Below are 23,901 nucleotides of genomic sequence, written 5' to 3'. Positions count from 1 at the left end.
AGTACATTAGAGACGTGAAGTCTGGAAACGTCTTGGACGATCGTTTCGAGCTCGTGGAACGCGCAGGTGCGGGCGGGATGGGAGAGGTATTCCGAGCGTGGGATCGCATCCTCGGCGAGGTGGTCGCGGTCAAGATCCTACACGACGTTTACGCCCAGGACACGGCACGCTTCAGGCGGGAGGGCGGGATACTCGCTCAAATCTCTCACCCGCGCGTGGTCCGGTACATGGCCCAGGGGCTATCCCCCTCGGGCGCGCCCTACCTCGTGATGGAGTGGCTGGCGGGCGAGGATCTCGGCGCCAGGCTCCAGCGAGGGCCGCTCACCGTGGAGGAAACACTCACGCTCATGGAGGGCGTCTCCGAGGCGCTCGCGGGGGTGCACTCCTCAGGAATCGTCCATCGCGATCTCAAACCGACCAACCTGTTCCTGGTCAATGGAGACCTCGGGATGGTCAAGCTGCTCGACTTTGGGATCGCGCGGCTTCCTGAGACGACGCGGATGACGCGCTCGGGGACGATCCTGGGGACCCCCGCGTACATGGCGCCGGAGCAGGCCCGGAGCGGACACGCCATCGACGCGCGCGCCGACGTGTTCGCGCTCGGGTGCGTCTTGTTCGAGTGCCTGACCGGGAGTATGGCATTCAGCGGCGTGCATCTAATGGATGTACTGGTGAAGATCGTGCTCGAGGACGTCCCTCGGGTGCGCGAGATCTCGCCCGAGGTGCCGCGCTGGCTCGACGATCTCTGCGCGCGAATGCTCGCCAAGCATCCGGACGCACGGCCGAGCGACGGCGCCGCGGTGCTGGCGGCGATTCGCTCGTCGGGGCAAGGGGTGATGATCCATGGGGCGGACGAGCCGGAGCGCCGGTCGCTCACCCGAAACGAGCGGCGGGTGCAGTCGATCGTGCTGATAGGGCAGGATCCGCGGCCAGCCCACGACGCAACGACGGCCATCGCGGCGGTGCCGGAGAGGATGCGGGCGATAGCCGTGGCGCGCGGGGCCGGCCTCGACCTGCTGGCGGACGGGTCGATCATGGCCACCTTCGCTGGCGCGGGCCTGGCGACGGATCAGGCCGCGCAGGCGGCGCTGTGCGCGCTCTCGCTGCGCGGACTGGTCGGGGGGCGGCCCATGGCCCTCGCGACGGGCAGGGCCGAGCTGGGCGATAGGCGGCCCGCGAGCGACCTGATCGAGCGGGCCATCGGGGCGCTCGATCGGGCTGCGCCGGCCGTTTGCGACCCCGACTGGAGGCGCCACGCGATCGCGCTCGACGAGGTCACGGCGGGGCTGCTCGACGCGCGCTTCGATGTCGCCGAGATCTCCGAGGGGCTGTGGCTCCGCGGCGAGCACGTGATCGCCGCGGACGCGCGAACGCTGCTTGGCAAGCCCACCGCGTGCGTCGGGCGGGACTGGGAGATATCGTCCCTCGACGCGTTGCTGGCCGAATGCATGGACGAATCACGCGCGCGGGCGGTGCTCATGACGGGGCTGCCGGGGATGGGCAAGACCCGGGTCGGTGCCGAACTCCTGCGCCGCATTGGGCAGCGCGGCCAAGGTGTCGAAGTGTGGATCGGACGGGGCGACCCACTGCGCGCGGGCGCCCCGCTCGGGATGCTCCATCAGGCGCTTCGAGGCGCGGTCGGCATCCGGGACGGCGATTCGCCGGAGCTGAGCATCGACAAGCTCCGCGAGCGGGTCGGCAACTGCATCAGCGGCCCGGACGCGCACCGCGTCGCGGCGTTCCTGGGTGAGGTCGTGGGCACGCCGTTCCCCGACGAGAGCAACGTCCAGCTCCGCGCGGCGCGAGGCGACGCCCGGATCATGGGCGACCAGATGCGCAGGGCCTGGGTGGACTTCCTCGGCGCGGTCTGCGCGTCGAAGCCGGTGCTCCTCGTGCTCGAGGATCTTCACTGGGGCGACCTGCCGACCGTACAGTACATCGACGAGGCGCTCCGGGCCCTCGAGCACAGGCCGTGGATGGTGCTGGCGCTGGCCAGGCCGGAGGTGCACAAGCGCTTCCCGGGGCTCTGGTCGGGCCGGGACATCCAGGAGCTTCGGCTCAACTCGCTCAGCGCGAAGGCGAGCGCGAGGCTGGTCAGGCAAGCGCTCGGCGTGGCCTTTGACTCGGAGACGCTGGAGCGCCTAGTGGCCCAGGCCAACGGGAACGCTTTTTATCTCGAAGAGTTGATCCGGGCGGCCGCCGCAGGGCGAACGGACGCATTTCCTGAGACGGTGCTGGCTATGGTGCAATCCAGGCTCGAGGGCCTGGACGAGCCGCAGCGCCGGCTGCTGCGCGCCGCGAGCGTGTTCGGGGACGCGTTCTGGCGGGGCGCGCTCGACGCGCTCGTCGGCGGGGCCGACGCTCCGTCGATCGATGAGCACCTCGGCAGGCTGGAGGAGCAGGAGTGGATCGTCACGCGCGCCGAATCCAGATTCCAGGGGGAGAGAGAGCTCTGCTTCCGGCACGATCTCGTGCGCGAGGCGGCCTACGGCATGCTCACCGAGTACGATCGCGCGCTTGGGCACCGACTCGCCGGCGCGTGGCTGGACCGCGCCGCCGAGACGTCGGCAGCGGTGATCGCGGAGCACTTCGACCGTGCGGGCGAGCCGAAGCGCGCGATCGACTTTTACCGGAGGGCGACGGATCAGGCCATCGCTGCCAAGGACTTCGGGGCGGCCCTGTCATGGACCGAACGCGCGCTGCGTTTGACCGAGCGGCTGGCGATCGCCGAGCGCGCGGCCGTCCTATCCGAGTTACTGCGCTTGCGTGGAGCCGTCGCCATCATCATGAGTCGCTTTGCCGAGGCGATCTCGTTATATCGCCGCGCCCTAGAGGCGGCAAAGGCCGCGGGCAATCCCTACGAGGAGCTCGCCGCGTGCAATGGTCTCGTGAATGCGATGATCCAGGCGCACCACCTCAAGGGGCTCGATGCGGCGGCGCAGGAGGCGCTGGCGCTCGCCGGGCGGACCAGCCATCGCGCGCTCAGGCTCGAGACGCTCACCGCGCTCGCGAACCTCGACATCTACACCGGCGACCTTGTGCGGGCGAGCTCGTTCCTCGACGAGGTGATCGCCACGGCCGAAGAGATGGGCGACGTGCGGGCGCTCGTCACTCCGCTCATCGAGCGGTCCGAGATCTACTGTCATCAGGCCGAGTACGCGCGCGCGGAGGCGCTCGCAACGCGCGGCATCGCCCTTGCCGAGGAGATCGGGGATGGCTTCGCGTCGCTCTACGGTCGCTTCATGCTCGCGCTGGCGACGGGCAACCTCGGCAAGGTCACGGCAGCCCTCGCTGCGCTCGATGAGATCGTGAAGATTGGGGGCCGCAACGGCGATACGTTCTGGGTCGCACGCGTGCCGAACTGCATCGGCTGGATCCACCGCGAGATGCAGGACTTCACCCATGCCGCCGAGCAAGACAATCGGGGCTTCGCAGAGGGGAAGGTGCATGGCATCGGAGAGGCACAGGCGAACTCGCTCGTGAACCTGGCCCTCGATTCCTTGCACTGTCCGGTGGGCATAACGCCCGTGGAGGCGCTCGATGAGGCCCGGCGGCTCGCGGAGACCGAGCCGTGGATGAGCTGGCGATACTCCATCCGGATCGAGGCCGCCGCTGCCGAGCACTGGCTCGGGCGCGGGGACCTCGACCGCGCGGAAGCTCACGCGCGGCGGGCGCTGGCCGCGGCATCCCGCTGCCTGGCGCGCAAGTACGTGGCGACTGCACGCTGGCTCCTCGCGGAGGCGGCCGCGCGGCGCGGCGACCTCGCGGCAGCGCGCGCGGAGCTCGTGGTCGGGGTCGATGTGCTCCGCGCATATCCGGTCCCCCTCATCGTCTGGAAGATCCTTGCGGCGCTGGGGCACGTATGTGCGGCAGCGGGGGACGAGGACGCCGCGCGGGAGGCATTCGCGGAGGCCGCTCGCACGATCGAGGACATCGCCAGGAACATCGGCGACGAACGGCTCCGTGCCACGTTCCTGAACTCATCACCGGCACGCGTTGTGCACCGGGCGCTCGCGTCATCACCCCGGTGAAAAGGACGTGCTGATGTCACAGCCGAACATCGATCGAAAATACTGAACATTAAGCTTCCGGAGATCTCGATGAGCGATCCCCTCGCCGGTCGAAAGAGAAGCCTTCCCCGCCCGATGACATCTTCCGCCTAGATCCCAAGGGGCTCGACCCCGCAAGGCGAGCGGATGCGCTCTCTGCGTTGAAGGAATACGTGGACCGCCAGAAGGCGAACTTCCTAGGCTACTAGACCAATTAGAAGCTCGATTACTCGTGCGAGCTCTCGTCGTACCTTGACGTCCGCCTGAACAACCGGGGGCCACCGTACTGGAAAAGCACCGTTGTGCGCCGCAAGGTGCTCGGTGACGCCGAATAGGGTCTCGCGACGCGCCTCCCGGGCCAGACCAACGCCCGGAGGGACACGTGTGCCCACGGCACGCCGATGCGCCACGTAGCGCGCTCGGCGCCGCCCGGACCACGTTCTTTCGACCCAGGATCGAGCCATCACGCGCTCGCGGTCCCACCCTTTCGGTTTGTTGCGCCACACCTCCTCGCGCTGCGCTCCGGCTTGATTTGCCTACGCGCTGAAGTCCGGCTGCCTCGCGCCTTTCTTGTGATCTGGACGTACGCTCGGGGCGGCACGCGGCCTTTCGTTCAGCGGCGTCACGCGGGCACAGGATCGTTGTCCCAGATGTCGCCGTGGTATAGCCTGCTTGTTCGGGGTTCCTCCTTCAAAGAAGGTGCGATTCATGAGCGAGCAAGCAATGACGGAGTTTCACAGGCGGTACAGCCGAATGTTCGGGGTGGTGGCCGGCTACCTGCCAGAGGAGCCAGCGGTGGTCCACAGGTGGCACAGCAACCTCGTGACGTGGCTCGAGTCGGCGCGAGCCGGAGCCGCCGAGCGCTACCACGACCCAGCGGTGCAGGCGCTGTCGGATCTTATCAACCGCAATGGGATCGTGCGCATGTACCTGACCGATGCGATCGAGCAGGCGAAGTCGATCCCGCCGATCAGCGAGGGCAAGCCGAACACGATCCAGAGCATCGACCAACTGCTCTCAGCGCTCGATCACATCGTCACGCTCGCACCCGAGTTCGAGCCCGACCCGAGGCGCCGGAACTTCTTCCCGATGTCGACGCTGTTCGTCTACATGATGGCCACACCGGCGGGGTCGGCTGCCTTCAGGAATCCATCGATCAACGCCGCGCTCACCGCGATCCTGAAGCAATGGTGCGCGTATCTCGACAGCCCAAAAAGCCGTTCGGTGCTCAACGAGGCGCCGAACGGGTGGCTGTCGATGCCGGCGCAGGGGCTGATGAGGCTCGACGAGTTCGTGATTCCAGACAGGTCCGCGCCGGCCTGGGGATGGTCATCGTACAACGATTTCTTCCACCGCGAGATCAAGCCGGAGAAGCGGCCGCTCGGCGGCCAGGGCGACCCGAGCGTGGTCGTGTCGCCGAATGACGGAACGATGTACAACATCGCCCGCAGTGTTCAGGCGGTCGACAAGTTCTGGATGAAGGGACAGCCGTACTCGCTGGCGGACATGCTGAACGGCAAAGAGGTGGGGCGGTTCGTCGGCGGCGACGTGTTTCAGTCGTTCCTCAGCGGCGCGAATTATCACCGTTTCAGGTCGCCGATCGACGGCCGCGTGATCAGCGCCGAGGTGATCAGCGGGCTGACCTTCAGCGAGACCTCAGGGTGGGATCCCGATGCCGGCGTGCTCTCCCTCGGCTACGACGCGACGGTCAACACGCGCGGGCTCCTGTTCATCGACAGCGGTAGCCCGACGCTCGGTACGGTGTGCGTCATCCCGATCGGTATCACGGAGATCTCCTCGGTCACGTGGTTCGTGGAGCCGGGGCAGGTGGTGCGAAAGGGCGACCCGCTCGGCTGGTTCAGCTTCGGCGGCTCCACGCTCGCGGTCGTGTTCCAGCCGGGGGCGATCGAGCGCTACCTGGTGCAGGAGCCGCTGTACGGGAAGGAGCCGCCGTACGGGTACGGGAAGGAGCCGCCATCAATCAACGTGAACGCCCCGATCGCGCGGGTGAAGCAGAAGGCCTAGTACTACAGCCGCACATCGCGAAACCTCCGCGGATTTCGATGCGCGGGCGGACGATGCTGACGCCTGGCTCGTCCGCACACCGGGGGCGCCCAGCTCGTTCGGTGGGCGCCGACGTGCGGCTGTAGTACTAGTACTACAGCCGCACCTCGACATCGATCTAGTTGGACCCAGGATCCGCCCATGGATCCGGGGGCAAGCGGGCTGCCAGCAGCGGCCGCGTGGGACGCGCTGGCAGCAGATTTTGAGGCATTTCACGCGCGATTCGCGGGGCTGTTCGCGCGCAGCGAGCCGCGCGAACAGGCGATCAAGTACGTGCGCTCGCTGATGGGGCCGGTGGCGCGCCGGAACGGTTGGCAGCTGGCCGAGGCCATCGGGGATCCGACGCCCGATCGCGTGCAGCGGCTGATGTACAGTGCGGACTGGAGCGCGGACGCGGCGCGCGATCTGCTGATGGACTTCACGATCGAGCAGTTCGGCGATCCGCAGGGCATCGGCGTACTGGACGAAACGGGCTTCCTTAAGAAAGGCACCAAGTCCGTCGGCGTTGCGCGGCAATACAGTGGGACGGCAGGCAAGATCGAGAACTGCCAGATCGGTGTGTTCCTCAGCTACAACGGCCCACGTGGACATGTGATCCTTGACCGTCGTCTTTACTTGCCAGGATCGTGGTGCAGCGATCCGGAGCGGAGGCAGGACGCTCACGTTCCGGAGGATGTCGCGTTCCGGACCAAGCCGCAGCTGGCGATGCAGATGCTGCATGGCGCCTGGCAGCGAGGTGTACCGATGGCGTGGGTCGCCGGCGATGAAGTCTACGGGGACGACCCCGTGCTTCGCGATGGCATCGCCGCGCAGGGCCATCGGTATGTTCTCGCGGTCGTCTCGAGCACGCCGGTGTGGCCCGAGCGACCGGAGGTTGCGGAGCCCCCTACCGAACGCGAACACCCTCGTGGTCCGCTCCGCACGCGCACTCGTCTTGCACCGGGCGCGCCGCACGCCTCCACTGTGGCGAAGGTGGTCGCGCAGTGGTCGCCGAAGCAATGGCATCGCCTTGCCGTCCATCAAGGCGAGAAGGGACCCATCGAGTACGACTGGGCCCGCGCGCGCGTCGTCGACAGTCGTCGGCGCTTACCGACCGACGAGATCTGGCTCCTGGCTCGCCGCTCGGTCTCGAATCCGTCTGAAGTGGCCTACTACCTGTCCAACGCTGGAGCCGCCACGCCGCTGGCAACGCTCGCGCACGTGGCCTCCACGCGTTACACGATCGAGCAGTGCTTCGAGGAGGCGAAGGATGACGTCGGCCTCGACCACTACGAGGTCCGCACGTGGCCGAGCTGGCATCGGTACATCACGCTCGGGATGATGGCCCTGGCGTGGTTGGCTTTCGTGCGCGCGAAGCTTCCCGCGGAGGGCGCGTTCCCGTACGCCCCGGCGATGAGCCCCGAGTTCGTGCCCAAAGCGGCGCGCCCGGGGCCGGGAAAGAACGCCGAGCGCATGCAGAAGGCGGCGCTTGACACGTCGGGGAAAAAAAGCGCGCCACGCCCGAAGAAAGCGACGCTCCGCCGACGCTGGCGCCCTGGAGCATTCCCGAAGTCCGTCGCCTAATGGAGCTGGTGCTTCCGTTGCCCGCCCATTCGCCCGAGTTCCGATGGGCATGGTCATGGTGGCGACGCCGAAAGCGCGCTCAGGCTCGCGCCTGCTGCTACCGGCGCCGCCGCAACCGGCCGAGCGCCCGCGCCCGGGCTCCCTAACCGCGGCTGTAGTACTAGGGCACCGAACAGGTTGAAAGTTGCATGTATTCGGTGGGTTGCGAGGTCCGACCGATCTGCCGGGAGGCAAGCTCCAAGGGCAACGAATGCGGAGAAGAGAGAAACCGCAAGGGCACGAGGGGCGCAAGGGACCAGAGACGAGATATTCTCTTGCCCGCCCCTTGCGCCCCTCGCGCCCTTGCGGTTTCTCTTCCCTTCTGTTGATTTCCTCGGGACTCCAACGTGATCGGTGCTCTAGGGGTGAGCGAGGAGCCCCATGCGGCGGACCCGACGCTTCCCTCTGCGCCGGCGCTGCGGTAATGAGGCAGCATGCTCGGCGTGTTGGAAGCGTTCAAGGCGTGCGGGTGGGCGGCGTGGCTCGCCCTCCTGGCCGGGACGGCCGGCATCGGGATCGGCCTTGCGGGGGCGGGGATGCTGGCGACGAAGGCGCGGGGCATGGCCTGGATCCCGGGCGCCGTCGCCGTGCTGCTGGGGCTTAGCGCCGTCTCGGTGGGCCTGCTCGGCCGCTCGATGGGACTCGCCCGCGTGGAAGAGGCGCTTGGTTATCCCGGCGTCGAGATCGACGCCACGCAGCGCGAGATGATCCGGCGCGTCGGCACGGAGGAGGCCAATCAGTGCGTGAACATCGGCGCCTCGCTGGGCGCCCTGCCGCTCGTGATCGGCGCGGCCGCGGTCGGGATCGGGCTCGCGCTCCGCAACAAACCGGCTTGATGGATTCAGGGCACCAGGCACATTGGCCCACGCGCCTGTGCCGGCGGGGCTACTCGTCGCTCTCGAAGGGGCCGAGATCCGGCGCGGATCCGTTGTACTCCACGCCCAGGTCGACGCCCGCATCGCGGAGATCGCTGCCTGGCACAAGCGTCAGATAGTCGATGTCCGGCAAGCTGCCATCGGCCTTGCGGTGGCCCTTGAGCAGGCTGGTGTCGACGCTCACGAAGTCGCCGCTCGTGGCCGACAGCCCACCTTGCCAGCTGTTGTTCGTGATGTTCGTGGTCGTCGCCGACAGTGACCCGTTCGTCCCCAGGGAGATCGTGTTTCTGATGGTCAACGAGGCCGCGATGTTCGAGGTGCCGAAGTTGATATTGCTGCCATTGGCGTGCGCCGCGCTGTTCAGGATGGTGACGCTGCCGCGGTTGCTGTTGTGGTCGAAGCCGTGGTTGACGTTCCCCGCGGCGATGCACCGCGTGTAGATGGCGTTGTGGCTCAGATCTTTGTCGTCGCTGCCGCCGGACTTGAAGCCGTTGCCGTCGCCTGCGCCGACCGAGCCATTCTTGAGCTTCCCGTTGTCGATGGCCCAGCAGTCGTCGTAGGTCGTGGTGACGTTGTTTGCAGGGCGCAGGTAGCCGTCCCAGCCATCATCCAGGTTGTTCCAGGCGCGGCAGCCCACGAACTTGTTGCCCGTGCCGACGTCGAGCTTGGCCGCGAAGCCGTCGGCGTTCTCCAGGCTGGAATCGGCGTTGAAATACGAGTCGCAGTTGAGCACCAGGTTGTCGGCCGCCCCTCCGCCCAGCTGGAGTCCGGTGTCGGCGCATTCGACGAACGTGGAGTGTTCGATCACGTTGTGCGAACCGCTGACGAACATGCCGTTGTCGCCGGCTCGGAGAACATCGATGCCGTAGATGTGCCAGTAGTCGCCGGACAAGACGAGCCCGCGATTGCTGGAGCTCTCCGCCATGGCGGAAAAGTCGAGTAAGGGGTGCTCGCTGTCCAGGGGGTAGGCGCGCAGCTCGATGGTCGAGCCGCTCCTGCCGTCCTTGCTAAGGCTGAGGGTCGTGTTGAGCGCGTAGGCGCCCCCGCGCAGGTAAATGGTGTCACCCGCATTCGCCCGAAGGAGGGCGGCGGCCAAGGTCAAGGGATCATTCATCGTTCCCGACGCGTTCGCCGCGCCATCCGGAGCCGCGAAGAGCGCATCGAGATCGATCGTGGGCGCTCCGCCGCTTCCCGATCCGCCGCCCGTCCCCGTGGTGGCGCTCCCGCCGGCGCCGCCAGCTCCGTCGCCGCCCGTCCCCGTGGTGGCGCCCCCGCCGGCGCCGCCAGCTCCGTCGCCGCCCGTCCCCGTGGTGGCGCCCCCGCCGGACGTCGTCGTGCCACCCGTCGCGAAGGTGCCGCCTGCGCTCGAGCTGCCGCCGCTCGTCGGAGCACCGCCGCTTCCTGGATTGTCAGTGTCAGCCGCGCCGCCGTCAGAGCAGGCCGCACTCGCCAACAACACGCTCGAGGCCAACAGGAGGCGCCACAGACGGCCGCGTCGGGTCTGGAGCTGAGGCTTGAAGCTCGGGTTCATGCGATGGAAGCATTGCCACGCCGGCAATCGGCCGTCTAGAACACCAATCATGTTGAAACCCGGAGAATTTTCACAGGGAGGCGAGGAGGCGCGGAGGAAGAAGAAAATGAATTTCTCCCTCTTGCCGTCTCTCGCTCCCCGCCTCCCCGTCTCCCTGTGAAATTCCTGCTTTTTTTTTCGGGGTTTCAACCCGTTTGTCGCTCCAGCGCGCTTCGTACGAAATGAGAGAACGGGGCGAACGGCTGCGACACGCGAGCCGCGGCAGCGCTCATGCGCTGGCCGGGACTCGGCGCTTTCGGCGCGCCCTGAAGCACCAGAGCACCAGGTTGAGGAGCGCGAGGCCCGCTGCATCCGGCCGGTGGCCGCCAGGCGTGCTGCACGCGCAGCCGGCCGAGTCGTCGGCGCTGCTCGTGCTCGGATCGGCGCCATCGCCGCCCGTGCCCACGGGTCCACCGCTACCGACGCTCGTCGTGCCGCCGCTGGTTGCGCCGCCGCTTGCCTCTCCTCCGCTTGCCGCTCCTCCGCTTGCGCTGGCGCCGCCCGACCCCGTATCCGCGGTACCGCCGCCGCCCGAGCCAGCGCTCCCCGCTCCGCCGGTGCCGGAAGCCCCGGCGGTCTCGGTCTCGGCCAACCCCGCCTCGAAGCAGCCAAAATCCGGTGCGGAGCCCGCGTAGGGCAGCCCCACGTCAACGCCCTTGTCGATGGCGTCGCTGTCCGCCGCGAGGCGGAAATTCGTGATCACGGGCAAGCTGCCGTCCGCCTGTCGCGGAGCGTCCAGCCCCATTTCGGACGGATTCTGAAAGTCCGCGTCCGAGACCGTGACACCCCCCGCCGTCCAGGAGTTGTTCGCGTCGTCGGCGCCGTTGCGGTTCGAGAACAGCGTCCCGCCGAACGCCAGGTTGTTCCGGTAAACCCCGACGGTGATGTCGTTTCCGTTCGAATCCATCCCGAGCATGTTGAAGTCGGGGCGATTGCCGTACGACGTGTTGTTGTAGAAGTAGAGCGTGCTCGGGTGGTGGTTCGCGTAAAACCCCGCCGCCCTGTTGAAGGCGGCGAGGCAGCTCTGCACCGTGTGCGCGGCGGGCTCGGCCGGAAATCTCGCCGGATCGGCGCCATAGCCGCCGCCCTTGAAGCCGTTGCCGTTGCCGATGCCGGTCTGCGTCCCCGGCTTGTAGCCGTTGTACCAGGCCCACGAGCGCTCGACGAGGCAGGCGGCGCCGGAGTTGATGAAATCGTAGCCGTCGTCCGCGTTCCACCAGGCGCGGCAGCCTCGGAAGACATTGCCGGTCTCCCGGGCGCCGACGTGACAGCCGAAGCCGTCCGCGCTCTCGCCTGCGCCGTTCGACGTGAGCTCGTCGAAGTTGTCGTGCGAGTCGCAGTTGAGCACGAGGTTGTTGCTGCCGCGCTGGATGAAGATGCCGGCCCCCATGATGTGGTGGACGTCGAGCGCTTCGAAGATGTTGTTGCTGCCCTGATTCCACACTCCCCAGGACTCGTGGTTCAGGTTGTTGTTCTGGCGAACGCCCTTGATCTCGAGTCCCTTGAGGTGAATGTAATTCCCGGAGACGAGGATGCCCTTGATACGGCAAGAATCCCTGATGCCGTCGAAATCAAAGACGGGCTTCTCGCCGGGCGCGGCCCAGTACTTGATCGGATTGCCGGCGCTCCCGCTCTTGTTCAGCACCACGCCGCTGATGATCGCCGTCCCGCTCGAGCAGGTGGTGGTGCCCTTTGTGTACGTGTACGTGCCGCCTCTGAAGTAGACGACGTCGCCGGCCTGGGCCACGCTTTGCGCTTTGGCCATCGACGCGAACGGCGCGCCTTCGGTTCCGGCGTTGTCGTCGTTGCCGGCGGGGGCCGGGGCCACGTAGTAGTCCTTGGCCCAGCCGCTCGTCGCGACGAGCAGCGGCGCGCCCAGCGCGGACAGCGAGAGAAGGAGTCGCACGTTCATTTTTGCACCAGCCCGAGGTCGTCGAGGTTGAAGTCCGCCGAGGCCGGGGGAAAGCACACCCAAGCGTCCTGGAGACGTCAAGCCCAAATTGCAGGGCCCCCGGGTTGACAGGCCCAGCGCCTCTGCGATATCGGCTGCAGGTGCGCCGCCGGAGCACACGGGGAGTGGATCCATGCGACGATTCGCGATCTCTCATTGGCTGATAGCGTGCTTGGCGAGCTGTACGTCGGCGCCGCCGTCCACGCCGGGGGACGGGGTCGTCGAGGGGCCTCCGCCCCCTGCGCCGTCGTGCCCGACCCAGAAGCTCGCGTTCACCCGGGAAACGGGGTGCGTGAACGATGGATCCCTGGAGTTCTGCCTGCCGTCGGACGACGCGGCGCTCCTCGCGCGCGCGCGGGGCATCGCGCCCGCGATCCGGGCCGGCTCGTCGAGGGGGCGCGCCAGGTGCGATGTGCCAGCAGAGACCCTGTACTTCTTCCCCACGGGAGACGCCGAGTGCACGGCGCGCCATGGCGCGCTCGAGGACGCGGCATGGGACCAGGTCTGTCGTATCGCCGCGCTGCCCGAGGTGCGGGAGATCGTGCCGACGTGGTACGAGTGAGCGCGGGCGGGCGCTCCTGCGCTGGCTCGCCGGCTGAGCGGCCCGGCCGCGCGGATCGCTGGTAGAACCGCGCCTCGGAGAGGGCCGCCCGCCATCCACCGGGCGTGAGGGGGTGAGCAACCCGGTCACGGACGCGCGAGGCCGGCCGCCCGGGAGTCACTTGACACCGCCCGGGGGCGGCACCTTGTTCGCCGTGGCCCGACCCCTGCCGTGCCCCGCCCGGCTCATGCGCTCTCGGCGGAGCGCGTGGCGCTCGTTGCGGCGAGCGGGCACGCCGGTGAGGCGCTGGGCTTCGAATAGCGGTTGCGGTTACGGCGAAACTCCAGCTCCGGGAAGAGGAGGGTGCACACATGGCTGATCGCTGGGAGGACCCTGTTCATACGACGAGCTTCGGATTGCAACTGGTCGAGCCTCATACCTTGCGGGAGAACCGCGGCTCGTTCATCGGGCTCGGCATCGCCCTTCTGGTGCTTGGGGCTCTCGCGATCCTCATGCCCGTGATCGCCTCGCTGGTCACGGCGGTCGCCATCGGGGCCGTGCTGGTGGCGAGCGGCCTCTTCCAGGGACTCCACGCCATCCAGCACCGGCAATGGGCCAACTCCGGCTGGTCGCTCGCGAGCGCCCTGCTCCAGATCGCCGCGGGTGTCCTGATCGTGGCCTTCCCGCTGACGGGCACGGTCACGCTGACCTTGATCCTCGCGGCCTTCTTCTTCGCGGAAGGCTTCCTCAAGATCGTCCGCGCGCTCCAGCATCGCGAGATGCCCGCCTGGGGCTGGCTCCTGTTCGACGGGGTGCTCGCGCTGGCGCTCGGGGTCCTGATCTGGTGGCGCTGGCCGAGCACCGCGGCGTGGGCGATCGGGCTGCTCGTCGGCGTCAACGTCCTCGTCAGCGGCACGTCGATGTTGCTGATCGGGACCAGCGCGCGACAGCGGCCGGTGGCCAGCATGTGACAGGCGCCCCGGGCCGGAGACCGCGCTCAGCGCTCGTCCCTCACTGGCCGCCACCGCTCGTGGCGAGCAGCAAGGTCTCCACGGCGTGCGCGAAGCCCTCGTCGGCGTTCGACAGCGTGATGAAGTGGGCTTGCCGCTGCACGACGGCGCGCGCCTGCCCCATGGCGATGCTGAGCCCGCTCTCCCGGAACATGAGCACATGATCGGGCAGCTCGCCGATCGCGGCCATGGCCGCGCCGGAGAGGCCGAGGCGCGCCGAGAGGGCCCTCGCGACCTCTCCGGAGTTGGCCCGCGGGTGCATCACCTCGATGCAATGGGGCACAGGGCGTGACGCCGAGAAGAACGCGCAGGCCCCCCGGAGGTCCGACTCGCCGCGCTCCAGCACCTCGGCGTCATCGCTGACACCGACGATCTTGACCGCGCTGTCCACGACGCCTTCCCAGCGCTCCACGACCCTGGGGACACACTGCACGAGCGCCTGCTCGCGCGCGACGTGCGGCGCGTCGGCGCGGCGCACCAGCCAGTCGTCGCCCTGGTAGACCCAGACCGCGGCGCCGTGCCGCTCCAGGGTCGCGATGACGACCGCGGCCGCGCCGTTGTCCAGCGGGTGGTGCTCGATCATCGAGAGATCCGGCCGCACCAGCATGGCGCCGCCGAACGCGGCGACCGGCGTCGTGATCCTCAGACGCCCGAGCAGGACGCGCAGGCCGCGCGGCGAGCGCCTGCTCATCAGCGCGAGGTCGATCCCCGCGTCGCGGAGCCGACTCACGGCCTGCTCCGCCCTGGGGGTGAGCACGCCGTCGGGCGTGAGGAGCGCGCCGTCCACGTCGGCGAGCAGCACGCGAATCCTGGTCATGCGGCTCTCCTCGCCAGCGGGGGGGCCAGGGCGGGCGTACGCCACCCGCCGAGGTCGGCGGCGAGGCGGTCGGCTTCGGCTGGGCCCCAGCTGCCCGGCTCATAGGGCGAGAGCAGAGTCGCCTGGTCCAGCACCGGATCGACAACGGCCCATTGCGCCTCCACCTCGGCCTGGCTCGCGAACAGGGTCGGATCGCCGGCGAGCGCATCGCCGAGGAGCCGCTCGTAGGGCCCCAGCGCCTCGGACAGGTCGCTCGCCACGAGCAGCTCGGTCGGCTGTCCGGCCATCAGCTCGCCGGGCGCCTTGATCCGCACGCCGACGGCGAGCGCCGGCGCCGGGGCGAGCCGGATGCGCACGTAGTCTGGAGCCCCGCGCCCGACATCCTCGAACACGGCGTGCGGAGGCCGCCGCAGCAGGACGAGCACCTCGGTCGCCGTGACGGCGAGGCGCTTGCCGGCGCGGATGCAGAACGGCACGCCCGCCCAGCGCCAGGTGTGGATGCGGAGCCGCGCGGCGCAGAACGTCTCGACCTGCGACCCCGGCGCGACCCCCGGCTCGCCGCGGTACCCGTCGTATTGACCGCGGACGACGTGCGCCGGATCGAGCGGCGTGATGGCTCGCAGCAGCCGGACGCGCTCCGCGCGCACGGCGTCGGCGTCCCCGGACGGGGGTGGATCCATGGCAAGGCACGCGAGCACCTGCAGGAGATGGTTTTGCAGGACGTCGCGGATGCACCCGGTGGCGTCGTAGAACCGGCCGCGGCCCTCGATGCCGAACCGCTCGGCCATGGTGATCTGGACGCTCTCGACATGGTGGGAGTTCCAGACCGGCTCGAGCAGCGCGTTCGCGAAGCGGAAGTAAACGATGTTCTGGACAGGCTCTTTGCCGAGGAAGTGGTCGATCCGGAAGATCTCCTCTTCCGGAAAGACGCTCGCGAGCGTGCGGTAGAGCGCCCGAGCGGACTCCAGATCGTGGCCGAACGGCTTCTCGACGACGAGCCGCCCTCGCCGCACGCACCCGGAGCGGTCGAGCGCCTTGACGACCTCTTCGAACAGGTCGGGCGGCACGGCCATGTAATGGAGCGGCCGCTGGGAGGTACCGAGCCGCTCGCGCAGGCGGTGGAACGTCGCCGGATCGGCGTAATCCCCGCTCACGTACGAGAGCCGCGCGCACAGCTCGCGGTACACGCCCGCCTCGAACGCGCCCGCCCGCTCGAGGCTCTCGCGGACGCGGGCGCAGAGCTGATCGAGGCTCCACGGGCTCTTGGCCACGCCGACGATCGGCACCTCCAGCTTGCGGCGGCGGATCAGCCCGGCCAGCGCCGGGAAGATCTTCTTGAAGGCCAGGTCGCCTGTCGCTCCGAAGAGCACGAGCGCGTCGGCGGCGTTCATGCCGCCTGCTCGGCGGCGCCGGACATCACGCGCCGCATGCCCGAGCTCTCCTGGCCTTCAGCTTCCATCCATCCAGTGCGCATGCGCTCGGCTCCTCGCGTCTCGCCATGGCCCGGGGGCCCTGGTCCCGATCCGGCATCGCGTGTGCCACGCTGGATCGGCGCGAGCACGCCTTTCGTCACGCGCGCTGTGACGCCGTGCGCCTGGGCTTGACTGCCCTGACGGCCCGCCTCTTCAACAGGAGAGGGAGGCTCTCGATCACGTCGACCCGATCCGCGATGAACAGCGCGACCCAGTGGGAGAGCCGGTGATCCGGGACCTTGTAGGCGATGCGGCGCAGCGCGCCGCTCGCTCCTCGCGGCGGCAATGCCGTGCTGAACACCGGTGTCGGGCGGGCGCGCCCGGGGTGCCTGAGCAGCGGCCCCTCGATCGGCTGCTGCTCGGGCTCGATCCAGTGCGCGCTCTCCAGGAGGCGCGGCGGCACCTCCCTCGGGACGCCTGGCCTGTCCTCGAGGCAAATGTCGACTCCCCAGTACGGCAGCTCCCTCGGCAGCACGATCTCGGCTTCCATGATCGCCTCCTCCTCGATGACGGAGCTCACTTGGCCCCCCGCGGAACGAGCACGCATTTGAGGATCCCGTCGGTCCTCGCCGCGAACACCCGGTACATCTCCGCGGCCGCCTCGAGCGGGGCGCGGTGGGTGATGAGCGCCCTCGGGTCGATGTTCCCGCTGCGGATGTGCTCGAGAAGGCGGGGCATGTACCGCTTCACGTCGCACTGCCCTGTCTTGATCGTCAGGCCCTTGTTCATGGCCGCGCCCACGTCGAGGAGGTTCCACGGCGGCCCGTAGACGCCGACGATCGAGACCCTCCCGCCGCGGCGGACCGACTGGATCGCCCAGTTGAGGGCGACGGGCGACCCGGCCTCGAGCTTGAGCGCCTTGCCCAGCACGTCGTGCAGCGCCGAGCCGTTCGCCTCGAGGCCGACCGCCTCGATGCAGACGTCCGGCCCGCGGCCGTCGGTCATATCCCGGAGCGCGGACACGACATCCGGGGTCTCGCTGAAATCGAGCGTCTCTGCCTTGTTGTGCCGGCGCGCGAAATCGAGTCGGTAACCGACCGAATCGACGGCGATGACCCGGCGCGCGCCGAGGATCCATGCGCACCGCTGGGCCACGAGGCCCACGGGCCCGCAGCCGAAGACGGCCACGGTGTCCGCGGGGCTGATGTCCCCCATCTCCGCGGCCTGGTACCCCGTGGGGAGGATATCCGAGAGAAAGAGCGCGTCCTCGTCCGAGAGGTCGTCGGGGATCTTCATGGGGCCGACGTCGGCGAAGGGGACGCGGACGCGCTCGGCCTGGCCGCCCTGGTAGCCGCCGGTGGTGTGTGAATAACCGAAGATCCCGCTGGCGAGCGTGGTGAGCGGGTTCGTGTTCTCGCAGGCGGAGGTGCGCTCTCGCTGGCAGAAGAAGCACGTCCCGCAGGCGATGTTGAACGGCACAACGACGCGGTCGCCGCGCTTCAGCGTCTGCACGGAGGCCCCGAGCTCCTCCACGACGCCGGTGAACTCATGGCCGAAGATGGTCCCAACGCGCGTGTCAGGCACGTAGCCATGATAGAGGTGCAGATCCGAGCCGCAGATCGTGGCGCGACTCACGCGCAGGACCACGTCGTTCGGATGTTGAACCCGAGGCTCCGGGTTTTCCTCGACGCGGACGTTCTTCGGCCCATGGTATGTGAGCGCCAGCATTCGCACGACCTCCCAGCTTGCTCGACGGAGCAATGCAAGCGGTGAACCAGGCGCGCGCGCTCGTGGGTGCACCTGGCGTAGGCATCGGCTCTCCGGGCTTCGAGCGCCTTCGGGCGCCCAGCCTCGGGATATCGAGGACATCGCTGCTGGCGCCGGCGGCCCGGGCGCCGTTCGCGCTATCAGTGATCGTTCGTCTTCTTCTTCTCTTTCTTCGGCAGCGGCGGCAGCTTCAGCTTCTTCGGATCGTCGAGCGCGCAGGCGCGCCCTTGCCGAGGTGATAGGCCGCCATCTTGCGCTTCAGGGTGTTCCTGTCGATGCCGAGCGCCCGCGCCGCGCGCGAGAGGTTGCCCTCGTGCACCTCGAGCGCGCGCCCGATCGCGGCGCGCTCGGCCGACGCCACGGCCTCCGCGAGCGGCGCGACCTCCTCGCCGCCTGCCTCCGACGCCGTCGCTCGCGCGATCCCGCCTGCGCCGCCGCTCGCCGGCCGCGCCGCCGGCGATGCGATCTCCGGCGCGAGATCGCCCACGTCGACCGTGTGCTCGCAGAACACGCCCCACCGCTGCACCTCCGCGCGCAGCTCGCGCACGTTGCCCGGCCAGGCGTGCTGGTAAAGGCTCCTCAGCGCCTCGCGCGTCACCTCGAGCCCGCGCCCCTTGCGCCGCGACTGCACCTCGTCGAGGAACGCGCCGACGAGCACCTCGATGTCGCCACCCCGCGCACGGAGCGGGGGAACCTCGATGATCGCGCCGCGGAGCCGGTAATACAGATCCTCGCGGAACGTCCCTTCCTCGACCATCGCCGCGAGGTCGCGGTGGGTGGCGGCGAGGACGCGGACATCCAGCTCGATCTTCGCCTCGCCGCCCACCCGCCGCAGCGTCCCGTCCTGGAGCACGCGCAGCAGCGACGCCTGCACCCGCGGCGACAGCTCGCCGATCTCGTCGAGGAACAGCGTCCCGCCGTGCGCCTGCTCGAAGACGCCGCGCCGCCGCCCCGCGGCCCCGGTGAAGGCCCCCGCCTCGTGGCCGAACAGCTCGCTCGCGAGCACGCCCTCGGCGAAGACGCTGCAGTTCTCCGCGATGAACGGCCCTTTCGAGCGCGGGCTGTGCTCGTGGATCGCCCTGGCCGCGAGCTCTTTTCCTGTCCCGGTCTCGCCGACGATCAGCACAGGCACGTCGGTCGCGGCGACCCGGGCGATGCGGGCGCGGAGGAAGCGCATCGGCTCGCTCTCGCCGACGAGCACCGTGTCGCGCGTGCGCGCCTCGGCCCGCAGGCGCACGACCTCCTCGCGCAGCGCGCGGATCTCCGGAAAACCCTCGATATCGAGCCGGACCTCGCGCACCGGCCGCGGGTGCGGGTGCGGCACGAACGCCGCCGGGATCACCTGGAGCATGCGCGCCGGCAGGATCCCCGCCTGCACCAGGATGACCCAGAGCGTCTGCGCCTGCGGCGTGCCGGCCGAGAGCAGGACGTCCGTCGCCCACGCCGCCGGCGGGAAGGCGCGCTTGAGCTGCGCCGAGAGCTTGCCGAGCGCCCGGAAGAGCTTCGCGTGGTCCGACGGATCGTCGACGTCCACGACCCGGAGCTCGATCCGCGGCGCGCGGGCCCGCGCCTGCTCGACGAGCGCCCGCGACGGCGCCTCGCCCGCCGGGATGGTGAGGACCACGATCGCGTCGTAGCGGCTCTCTTCCTGGTCGAGGAGCCGCAGCACCGGCCCGCGATCGCCCTCGGGCCGGCGGCTGTGGTGCGCCGGCGCCGGCCCGAGCGTGCCCGCGTCCGACCAGGTGAGGAGGAGGCGATTCACTGGTGCACCGTACACCATGTGTGGTGCACGATGTACCACGTTATCTGGTGCGTTGCGCACCACGTTGAGGCGTTCTGCCGGCGCCGCCGCGGGCCGCGCGCTGGCACGGAAGCCGCAAGTCTCCTCCGCATTCCCATGGGCATTCCCGTTCCCATCCGCGTTTGCGCCTGCCTTTGCCGCCTGCCCCGGAGATCTCGATGAAAGCCCCCGCCGACAGCGCAGTCCTTCCCGCCCACGCCCGCCTGGTCGCCCGCGACGACGTCTGGCTCGAGGGCAACGCCGTCCAGCAGCTCGCGCGCGTCGCCGCGCTGCCGGGCTGCGTCCGCGCCGTGGGCATGCCGGACCTGCACGCCGGGCGGGGCATCCCCATCGGCGCGGCCTTCGCCTTCGCGGACCGGGTCGTCCCGGAGCTCATCGGCGGCGACGCCGGCTGCGGTGTGCGGCTCGTCGCGACGTCGATCGGCCGCATGGCGCCGGACGTCCTCGAGCGGCGCGCCCGGCAGGCGATGGATGACGAGCCGCTCGCCGAGTGCGACCCGCGGGCGGTGTTCGAGCGGGTCTGGGAGCACGGCGCGCGCGGCTTTGCCGAGGTCGACGGCGTGCCCGAGGCCCTCGCGCGGCTCGCGGCGGCGGAGCCGGAGGACGGCCTTCGCCCGAGCGGGGACGCGTCGCCGTACCGCGCGGGCTACGAGGGCGCGCTCGGCTCGGTCGGCGGGGGGAACCACTTCCTCGAGGTCGCCCGGGTCGGCGCGCTGCGGGACCCTGCGGCGGCGAAGGCCCTCGGCCTCTCCGCGGGGGAGCTCGTCGTCCTGGCGCACTCCGGCTCGCGCGGGCTCGGCGGCGCGCTCGGCCAGCGCTGGGGCGGCGCGGTGCTCGAGGGGGACGCGGCCGAGCCGTACCTCGGCGAGCTCGTCGGCGCGTGCCGCTTCGCGCGGGCGAACCGGCTCCTGCTCGCGTACCGGATGCTGCGCGCGCTCGGCGCCTCGCGGGCGTCGACGATCACGGGCGGGCTCGACCTCACCCACAACGACGTCGCGCGCGAGGCCGTGGGCGGCGAGCTGGCCTGGGTGCACCGCAAGGGCGCGGCGCCCGCCCGGGGAAGCGACTTCACCGTGGTGCTCGGATCGCGCGGCGCGCCGTCGTGGGTGATGCGCTCGTGCGACGCGGAGGCGGGGCTGCGCTCCGTCGCGCACGGCGCCGGCCGCAAGATGGGGCGGAGCGAGGCGCGCGAGAAGATCGCGGCCAGGTACCGGCGGCGCGAGCTCACCCGCACGGAGCTCGGCGGCCGCGTCGTGTGCGACGACCCGGCGCTGCTGCTCGAGGAGCACCCGGACGCGTACAAACCGATCGAGCCGGTGATCGAGAGCCTTGTCGAGGCCGGCCTGGCGACGGCGGTCGCGCCGCTCGTGCCGGTGCTCACGGTGAAGCGATGAGCCGGTCGTGGGTGCAGATCAGCGCGGGGCGGGGGCCGGTCGAGGTGAGGCGCTTCGTGGCGCGGCTCGCCGAGCGCATGGAGGCGCTCTGCGAGGAGCGCGGGCTCGCGGTGGTCGACGTCACGCTGCACGGCGACGAGGACGCGCCGGCCTCGGTCGAGATCCTGGTTGAGGGCGACGCGCGGCGCTGCCTGGAGGGCGAGCTCGGGACACACGCGCTTGTCGAGCGGAGCGCGGCGCGGGGGAAGGCGGCGCGCAAGCGGTGGTTCGCGGGAGTGGCGGTCCACGCTGCGGGGGCGGACGCCGTGGCGGGGGCGGGCGAGGGCGTCAACTTGGGCGAGCTCGAGATCTCGGCCTGCCGCGCGAGCGGGCCGGGAGGGCAGCACGTGAACAAGACCCTGTCGGCGGTCCGGATCCACCACCGGCCGAGCGGGATCACGGTGCGTGTCGCCGACGAGCGCTCGCAGCGCGCGAACGTCCGCCGCGGGGTGGAGCGCATCGCCGAGCGGCTCGCCGAGCGCGCAGCCCGGCGCGTCGCGGAGGGGGAGGCCGCGCGCTGGAGCGAGCACGACCGGATCGTCCGGGGAGAGCCGGTGAGGACGTACCGGGTGGGGCGGAAGAGCGCGCTTGTGGTGGCGGAGGGGCGGTGAGGGGAGCCGCCTCGCGTCTTGTTAGACAGGCGTAGTCTCTCCCGCTCAGACAACCGTCATTTGCGGTTCGTGCGGAGACGTGTGGCGAGCCGTTCCCGAACAACGTTCCAGGGCTCGCCGTTAGCCGTGCCACGGTCGACGTCCTGTAGACGTCGCTCGACCTCGGCGAGCCAGGCCGCCTCGACGTCCTCGTCTGCGGGTCCGTCGAGGCTCGCGATCAAGCGCTTCGCGACGTCTGCTCGCTCCTCCGGCGGAAGTTGCAGAGCCTCGGCAAGCACGGCATTCCTGGACGACATGTCGAGATTATAGCAGGACTTTTGCCCACGGGCCTCCCCGACGACCGGACTGGGCACCATGCCTGCTGGTGGCATCTACGGGATGTGCCGTGCAATGGCAGCCAGGAAGCCATGCGCCGGCGCAGATTGTCGAGCATTACCCACGTGCGCTGTATCATGCGACCGGCTCCAAACAAGAGAGTCACCTCGGTTGCGGAACCGCGCCGCCCGTGCCCTCTCCGAGCCCAATGCACCCAAGCTGCCTCGGGGCGAGGGCGGACCGTCGCCATTGCCGAAGACGAAGCTATGCAGAGCAAGTTCCGGAAGTTGCAGCAGACCGGGGCAGGACGCGCCGTCGACAAGCGCGACATCGTGTCGCAGGACCGCGGCCGCGGGTGACGCTAGCCTGTTTCGCTATGATCCAGCGAGACCAGGACGGGCCTGCCAATGACCCGGCCCGCTTCCCTCACGGCGCGCAAAAGGGAAGCGGACCGGTGGGTCTCCGGTCGCTGCAGAGCTCGCGCTGGCGCCGCGTGGCAGCGCTGGCCGTCGCCCTCGCTGGCGTGGCGCTCACCCGCAGGGCCGAGCCCGCGCCGCCCAGCCAGGCCACCTCCGAGCTCGTCGACTCGACCCCGGCGCCCGGCGAGAGGGCGCTCGCGGCGCGTCTGCTCGCGCCTTGTTGCTGGGATCAGACGCTCGATGTCCATGAATCGGAGGTGGCGCGCGATCTTCGTCGCGAGATCCATGCGCGTCTCCGTCGGGGCGAGGTGGCCGACGCCATCGAGCAGGACCTCGTGGCGCGATACGGCGAACGCCTCCGCGCGGCGCCCTCGTCAGGCGCGCTCGGCAAGGTCGCGCTGGGATTGATGCTGGGCATCGCAGCGACCTTCCTCGGGATCCTCGCCCTGCTGCGCTCGTGGCGGAGCAACGCTGCGCAGGCCGCTCCGTCCGGAGGCACCCTCGTGGCTGCTCGCGACGAGTACGACGAGCGCCTCGACGACGAGCTCCGGGAGCGCGACGCATGAGCGCACCCGTCTTCCCGGTTGATTGGAGAGGAGGCTCAGCAGGGACATCTCGTTATGACCGCGGCGCAGTGGCCGCGGCGGAAAACTCTTCGCTCGGATGCCGTCGACTCTCCTTGAAGGATGGCCGCAGGGTGCGACAACTTGCTGCACCCAGGAGAGCCGAGCTTCGAGTAGGCTCCGCTCCGATCCATTGCGGAGGTCACGCCATTGTGACCTCGTCGCTTGAAAGGTTGCCTGATGTTTTGTTTAATGGCTCGTGTCACGTGCCTCGGCGTGGCCTGTCTCGCGGCTCTGAGCGGATGCGGCGGGAGCGATGAGGACGTCATCTCGAAGACGTTCGCGCTGAGCTTCGCCGCCAAGGTCGGCGACAGGCCGTTCTCCTGCACTGACACATTCGATGGAGTCGGCACGACCGGATCGTCGGTCAATGCGCTCGATTTTCGCATGTACGTCTACGACGTGCGGCTCGTTCACGGCGACGGGTCCGAGGAGCCCCTCTCGCTCGAGCAGGATGGCCAATGGCAGCGCGACAAGATCGCGTTCCTCGACTTCGAGGACGGCACGGGCTCCTGTGAGACAGGCAGCCCGGAGACGAGGACCGAGGTTGTGGGCACCGCGCCCGCCGGCGATTACGCCGGTGTCAGGTTCAACGTGGGGTTGCCCCCGGAGATGAACCACCTGGATGCGGCGACGGCCCCGGCGCCCCTGAACATTCCCGGTATGTGGTGGTCGTGGAAGGGCGGCTACAAGTTCGTGCGCCTCGACCTCGTCTCGACGATGAACCCGACGTATTTCTTCCACCTCGGGAGTACGAAGTGCGAGGGTACCGTGAGCGATGGGTACTCGTGCGCCGCTGACAACCTCGCCGATATACGCATCGACGGGGTCGACCCGGAGTCAAGCACCATCGTCTTCGATATCGCCAGGTTCTATGCTGCGTCCGACCTGAACCACCAGGTCGACGGCGAGACGGATCGCACCTCCGGTTGCATGTCCTTCGAGGGCGATCCAGAGTGCCCGCCCGTCTTCAACGCGCTTGGCATGGGCTTCGACGGCGTGAACCCGTCCGCTGCGCAGACCGCCTTCCGGGTGGAGTGA

18 protein-coding genes are annotated in these 23,901 nt (G+C 69.4%); 10 read left to right on the top strand and 8 right to left on the bottom strand.

All coding sequences use genetic code 11. The features are described from left to right. Nucleotides 1-32: 32 nt before the first annotated feature. The 4 genes from WME97_RS37370 to WME97_RS37355 all read left to right on the top strand — a co-directional run bounded on the left by WME97_RS37370 (nucleotide 33) and on the right by WME97_RS37355 (nucleotide 8,551). Nucleotides 33-4,031, top strand: coding sequence for a serine/threonine-protein kinase (locus tag WME97_RS37370; RefSeq protein ID WP_437544870.1), 3,999 nt, complete (start codon nucleotides 33-35; stop codon nucleotides 4,029-4,031). 726 nt (nucleotides 4,032-4,757) lie between these two features. Continuing rightward, nucleotides 4,758-6,074, top strand: a complete 1,317-nt coding sequence (locus WME97_RS37365; RefSeq protein WP_437544869.1) for a phosphatidylserine decarboxylase family protein — start codon at nucleotides 4,758-4,760, stop codon at nucleotides 6,072-6,074. Between the two features lie 180 nt (nucleotides 6,075-6,254). Further along, nucleotides 6,255-7,676, top strand: a complete 1,422-nt coding sequence (locus WME97_RS37360) for an IS701 family transposase (protein ID WP_437544868.1) — start codon at nucleotides 6,255-6,257, stop codon at nucleotides 7,674-7,676. A 473-nt stretch (nucleotides 7,677-8,149) separates the two neighbouring features. Further along, nucleotides 8,150-8,551 carry a hypothetical protein gene (locus tag WME97_RS37355; protein WP_437544867.1) on the top strand — a complete coding sequence of 134 codons (402 nt, stop codon included), beginning with the start codon at nucleotides 8,150-8,152 and terminating at the stop codon, nucleotides 8,549-8,551. Between the two features lie 49 nt (nucleotides 8,552-8,600). Here the strand turns inward: WME97_RS37355 and WME97_RS37350 are convergent, their stop codons facing one another. Both WME97_RS37350 and WME97_RS37345 read right to left on the bottom strand, forming a co-directional pair. After that, nucleotides 8,601-9,686: a right-handed parallel beta-helix repeat-containing protein gene (locus WME97_RS37350; protein WP_437544866.1), complete on the bottom strand. Its 1,086-nt coding sequence runs from the start codon at nucleotides 9,684-9,686 to the stop codon at nucleotides 8,601-8,603. Between the two features lie 703 nt (nucleotides 9,687-10,389). Beyond that, the gene (locus WME97_RS37345; RefSeq protein ID WP_437544865.1) at nucleotides 10,390-12,066 is read right to left on the bottom strand and encodes a right-handed parallel beta-helix repeat-containing protein; all 1,677 of its coding nucleotides are present in this window, start codon (nucleotides 12,064-12,066) and stop codon (nucleotides 10,390-10,392) included. A gap of 178 nt (nucleotides 12,067-12,244) precedes the next feature. Here WME97_RS37345 and WME97_RS37340 point away from each other — a divergent pair, with 178 nt between their 5' ends. Together WME97_RS37340 and WME97_RS37335 are read left to right on the top strand one after the other, a co-directional pair. Further along, the gene (locus WME97_RS37340; protein ID WP_437544864.1) at nucleotides 12,245-12,673 is read left to right on the top strand and encodes a hypothetical protein; all 429 of its coding nucleotides are present in this window, start codon (nucleotides 12,245-12,247) and stop codon (nucleotides 12,671-12,673) included. 350 nt (nucleotides 12,674-13,023) lie between these two features. Continuing rightward, a complete protein-coding gene (locus tag WME97_RS37335; RefSeq protein WP_437544863.1) occupies nucleotides 13,024-13,623 on the top strand; it encodes an HdeD family acid-resistance protein in 600 nt (199 codons plus the stop codon). A 40-nt stretch (nucleotides 13,624-13,663) separates the two neighbouring features. On the opposite strand, the gene WME97_RS37330 is transcribed toward WME97_RS37335, so the two are convergent. The 5 genes from WME97_RS37330 to WME97_RS37310 form a co-directional block, all read right to left on the bottom strand. Continuing rightward, entirely contained in the window at nucleotides 13,664-14,479 is an 816-nt protein-coding gene (locus tag WME97_RS37330; protein ID WP_437544862.1) for an HAD hydrolase family protein, read from the bottom strand. Then, nucleotides 14,476-15,870 (bottom strand): glucose-6-phosphate dehydrogenase, encoded by a 1,395-nt coding sequence (gene zwf, locus WME97_RS37325; RefSeq protein ID WP_437544861.1) that lies wholly within the window; start codon nucleotides 15,868-15,870, stop codon nucleotides 14,476-14,478. The genes WME97_RS37330 and zwf overlap by 4 nt, the downstream gene beginning before the upstream one ends. Nucleotides 15,871-16,048: 178 nt before the next feature. After that, nucleotides 16,049-16,441, bottom strand: coding sequence for a hypothetical protein (locus tag WME97_RS37320; RefSeq protein ID WP_437544860.1), 393 nt, complete (start codon nucleotides 16,439-16,441; stop codon nucleotides 16,049-16,051). Nucleotides 16,442-16,467: 26 nt separating this feature from the next. Next, complete coding sequence (locus WME97_RS37315) at nucleotides 16,468-17,619, bottom strand: zinc-dependent alcohol dehydrogenase (RefSeq protein ID WP_437544859.1); 1,152 nt, start codon at nucleotides 17,617-17,619, stop codon at nucleotides 16,468-16,470. A gap of 229 nt (nucleotides 17,620-17,848) precedes the next feature. Continuing rightward, a complete protein-coding gene (locus WME97_RS37310; RefSeq protein ID WP_437544858.1) occupies nucleotides 17,849-19,420 on the bottom strand; it encodes a sigma-54 interaction domain-containing protein in 1,572 nt (523 codons plus the stop codon). A 197-nt stretch (nucleotides 19,421-19,617) separates the two neighbouring features. Here WME97_RS37310 and WME97_RS37305 point away from each other — a divergent pair, with 197 nt between their 5' ends. Both WME97_RS37305 and WME97_RS37300 read left to right on the top strand, forming a co-directional pair. Further along, nucleotides 19,618-20,853: an RtcB family protein gene (locus tag WME97_RS37305; RefSeq protein WP_437544857.1), complete on the top strand. Its 1,236-nt coding sequence runs from the start codon at nucleotides 19,618-19,620 to the stop codon at nucleotides 20,851-20,853. Further along, complete coding sequence (locus tag WME97_RS37300; protein WP_437544856.1) at nucleotides 20,850-21,503, top strand: peptide chain release factor-like protein; 654 nt, start codon at nucleotides 20,850-20,852, stop codon at nucleotides 21,501-21,503. Before WME97_RS37305 ends, WME97_RS37300 begins: the two co-directional genes overlap by 4 nt. Before the next feature lie 56 nt (nucleotides 21,504-21,559). Here the strand turns inward: WME97_RS37300 and WME97_RS37295 are convergent, their stop codons facing one another. Further along, a complete protein-coding gene (locus tag WME97_RS37295) occupies nucleotides 21,560-21,799 on the bottom strand; it encodes an addiction module protein (RefSeq protein ID WP_437544855.1) in 240 nt (79 codons plus the stop codon). A gap of 473 nt (nucleotides 21,800-22,272) precedes the next feature. On the opposite strand from WME97_RS37295, the gene WME97_RS37290 reads away from it, so the two are divergent. After that, nucleotides 22,273-22,803 carry a cytochrome c-type biogenesis protein gene (locus WME97_RS37290; protein WP_437544854.1) on the top strand — a complete coding sequence of 177 codons (531 nt, stop codon included), beginning with the start codon at nucleotides 22,273-22,275 and terminating at the stop codon, nucleotides 22,801-22,803. Between the two features lie 249 nt (nucleotides 22,804-23,052). Next, nucleotides 23,053-23,901 (top strand): MbnP family copper-binding protein, encoded by an 849-nt coding sequence (locus tag WME97_RS37285; RefSeq protein ID WP_437544853.1) that lies wholly within the window; start codon nucleotides 23,053-23,055, stop codon nucleotides 23,899-23,901.

Source organism: Sorangium sp. So ce367 (assembly GCF_051520455.1).
Taxonomy (GTDB): domain Bacteria; phylum Myxococcota_A; class Polyangia; order Polyangiales; family Polyangiaceae; genus Sorangium; species Sorangium cellulosum_B.
Note: the sequence above shows the minus strand (reverse complement) of the source record. Positions and strands in the feature narration are given on the sequence as shown.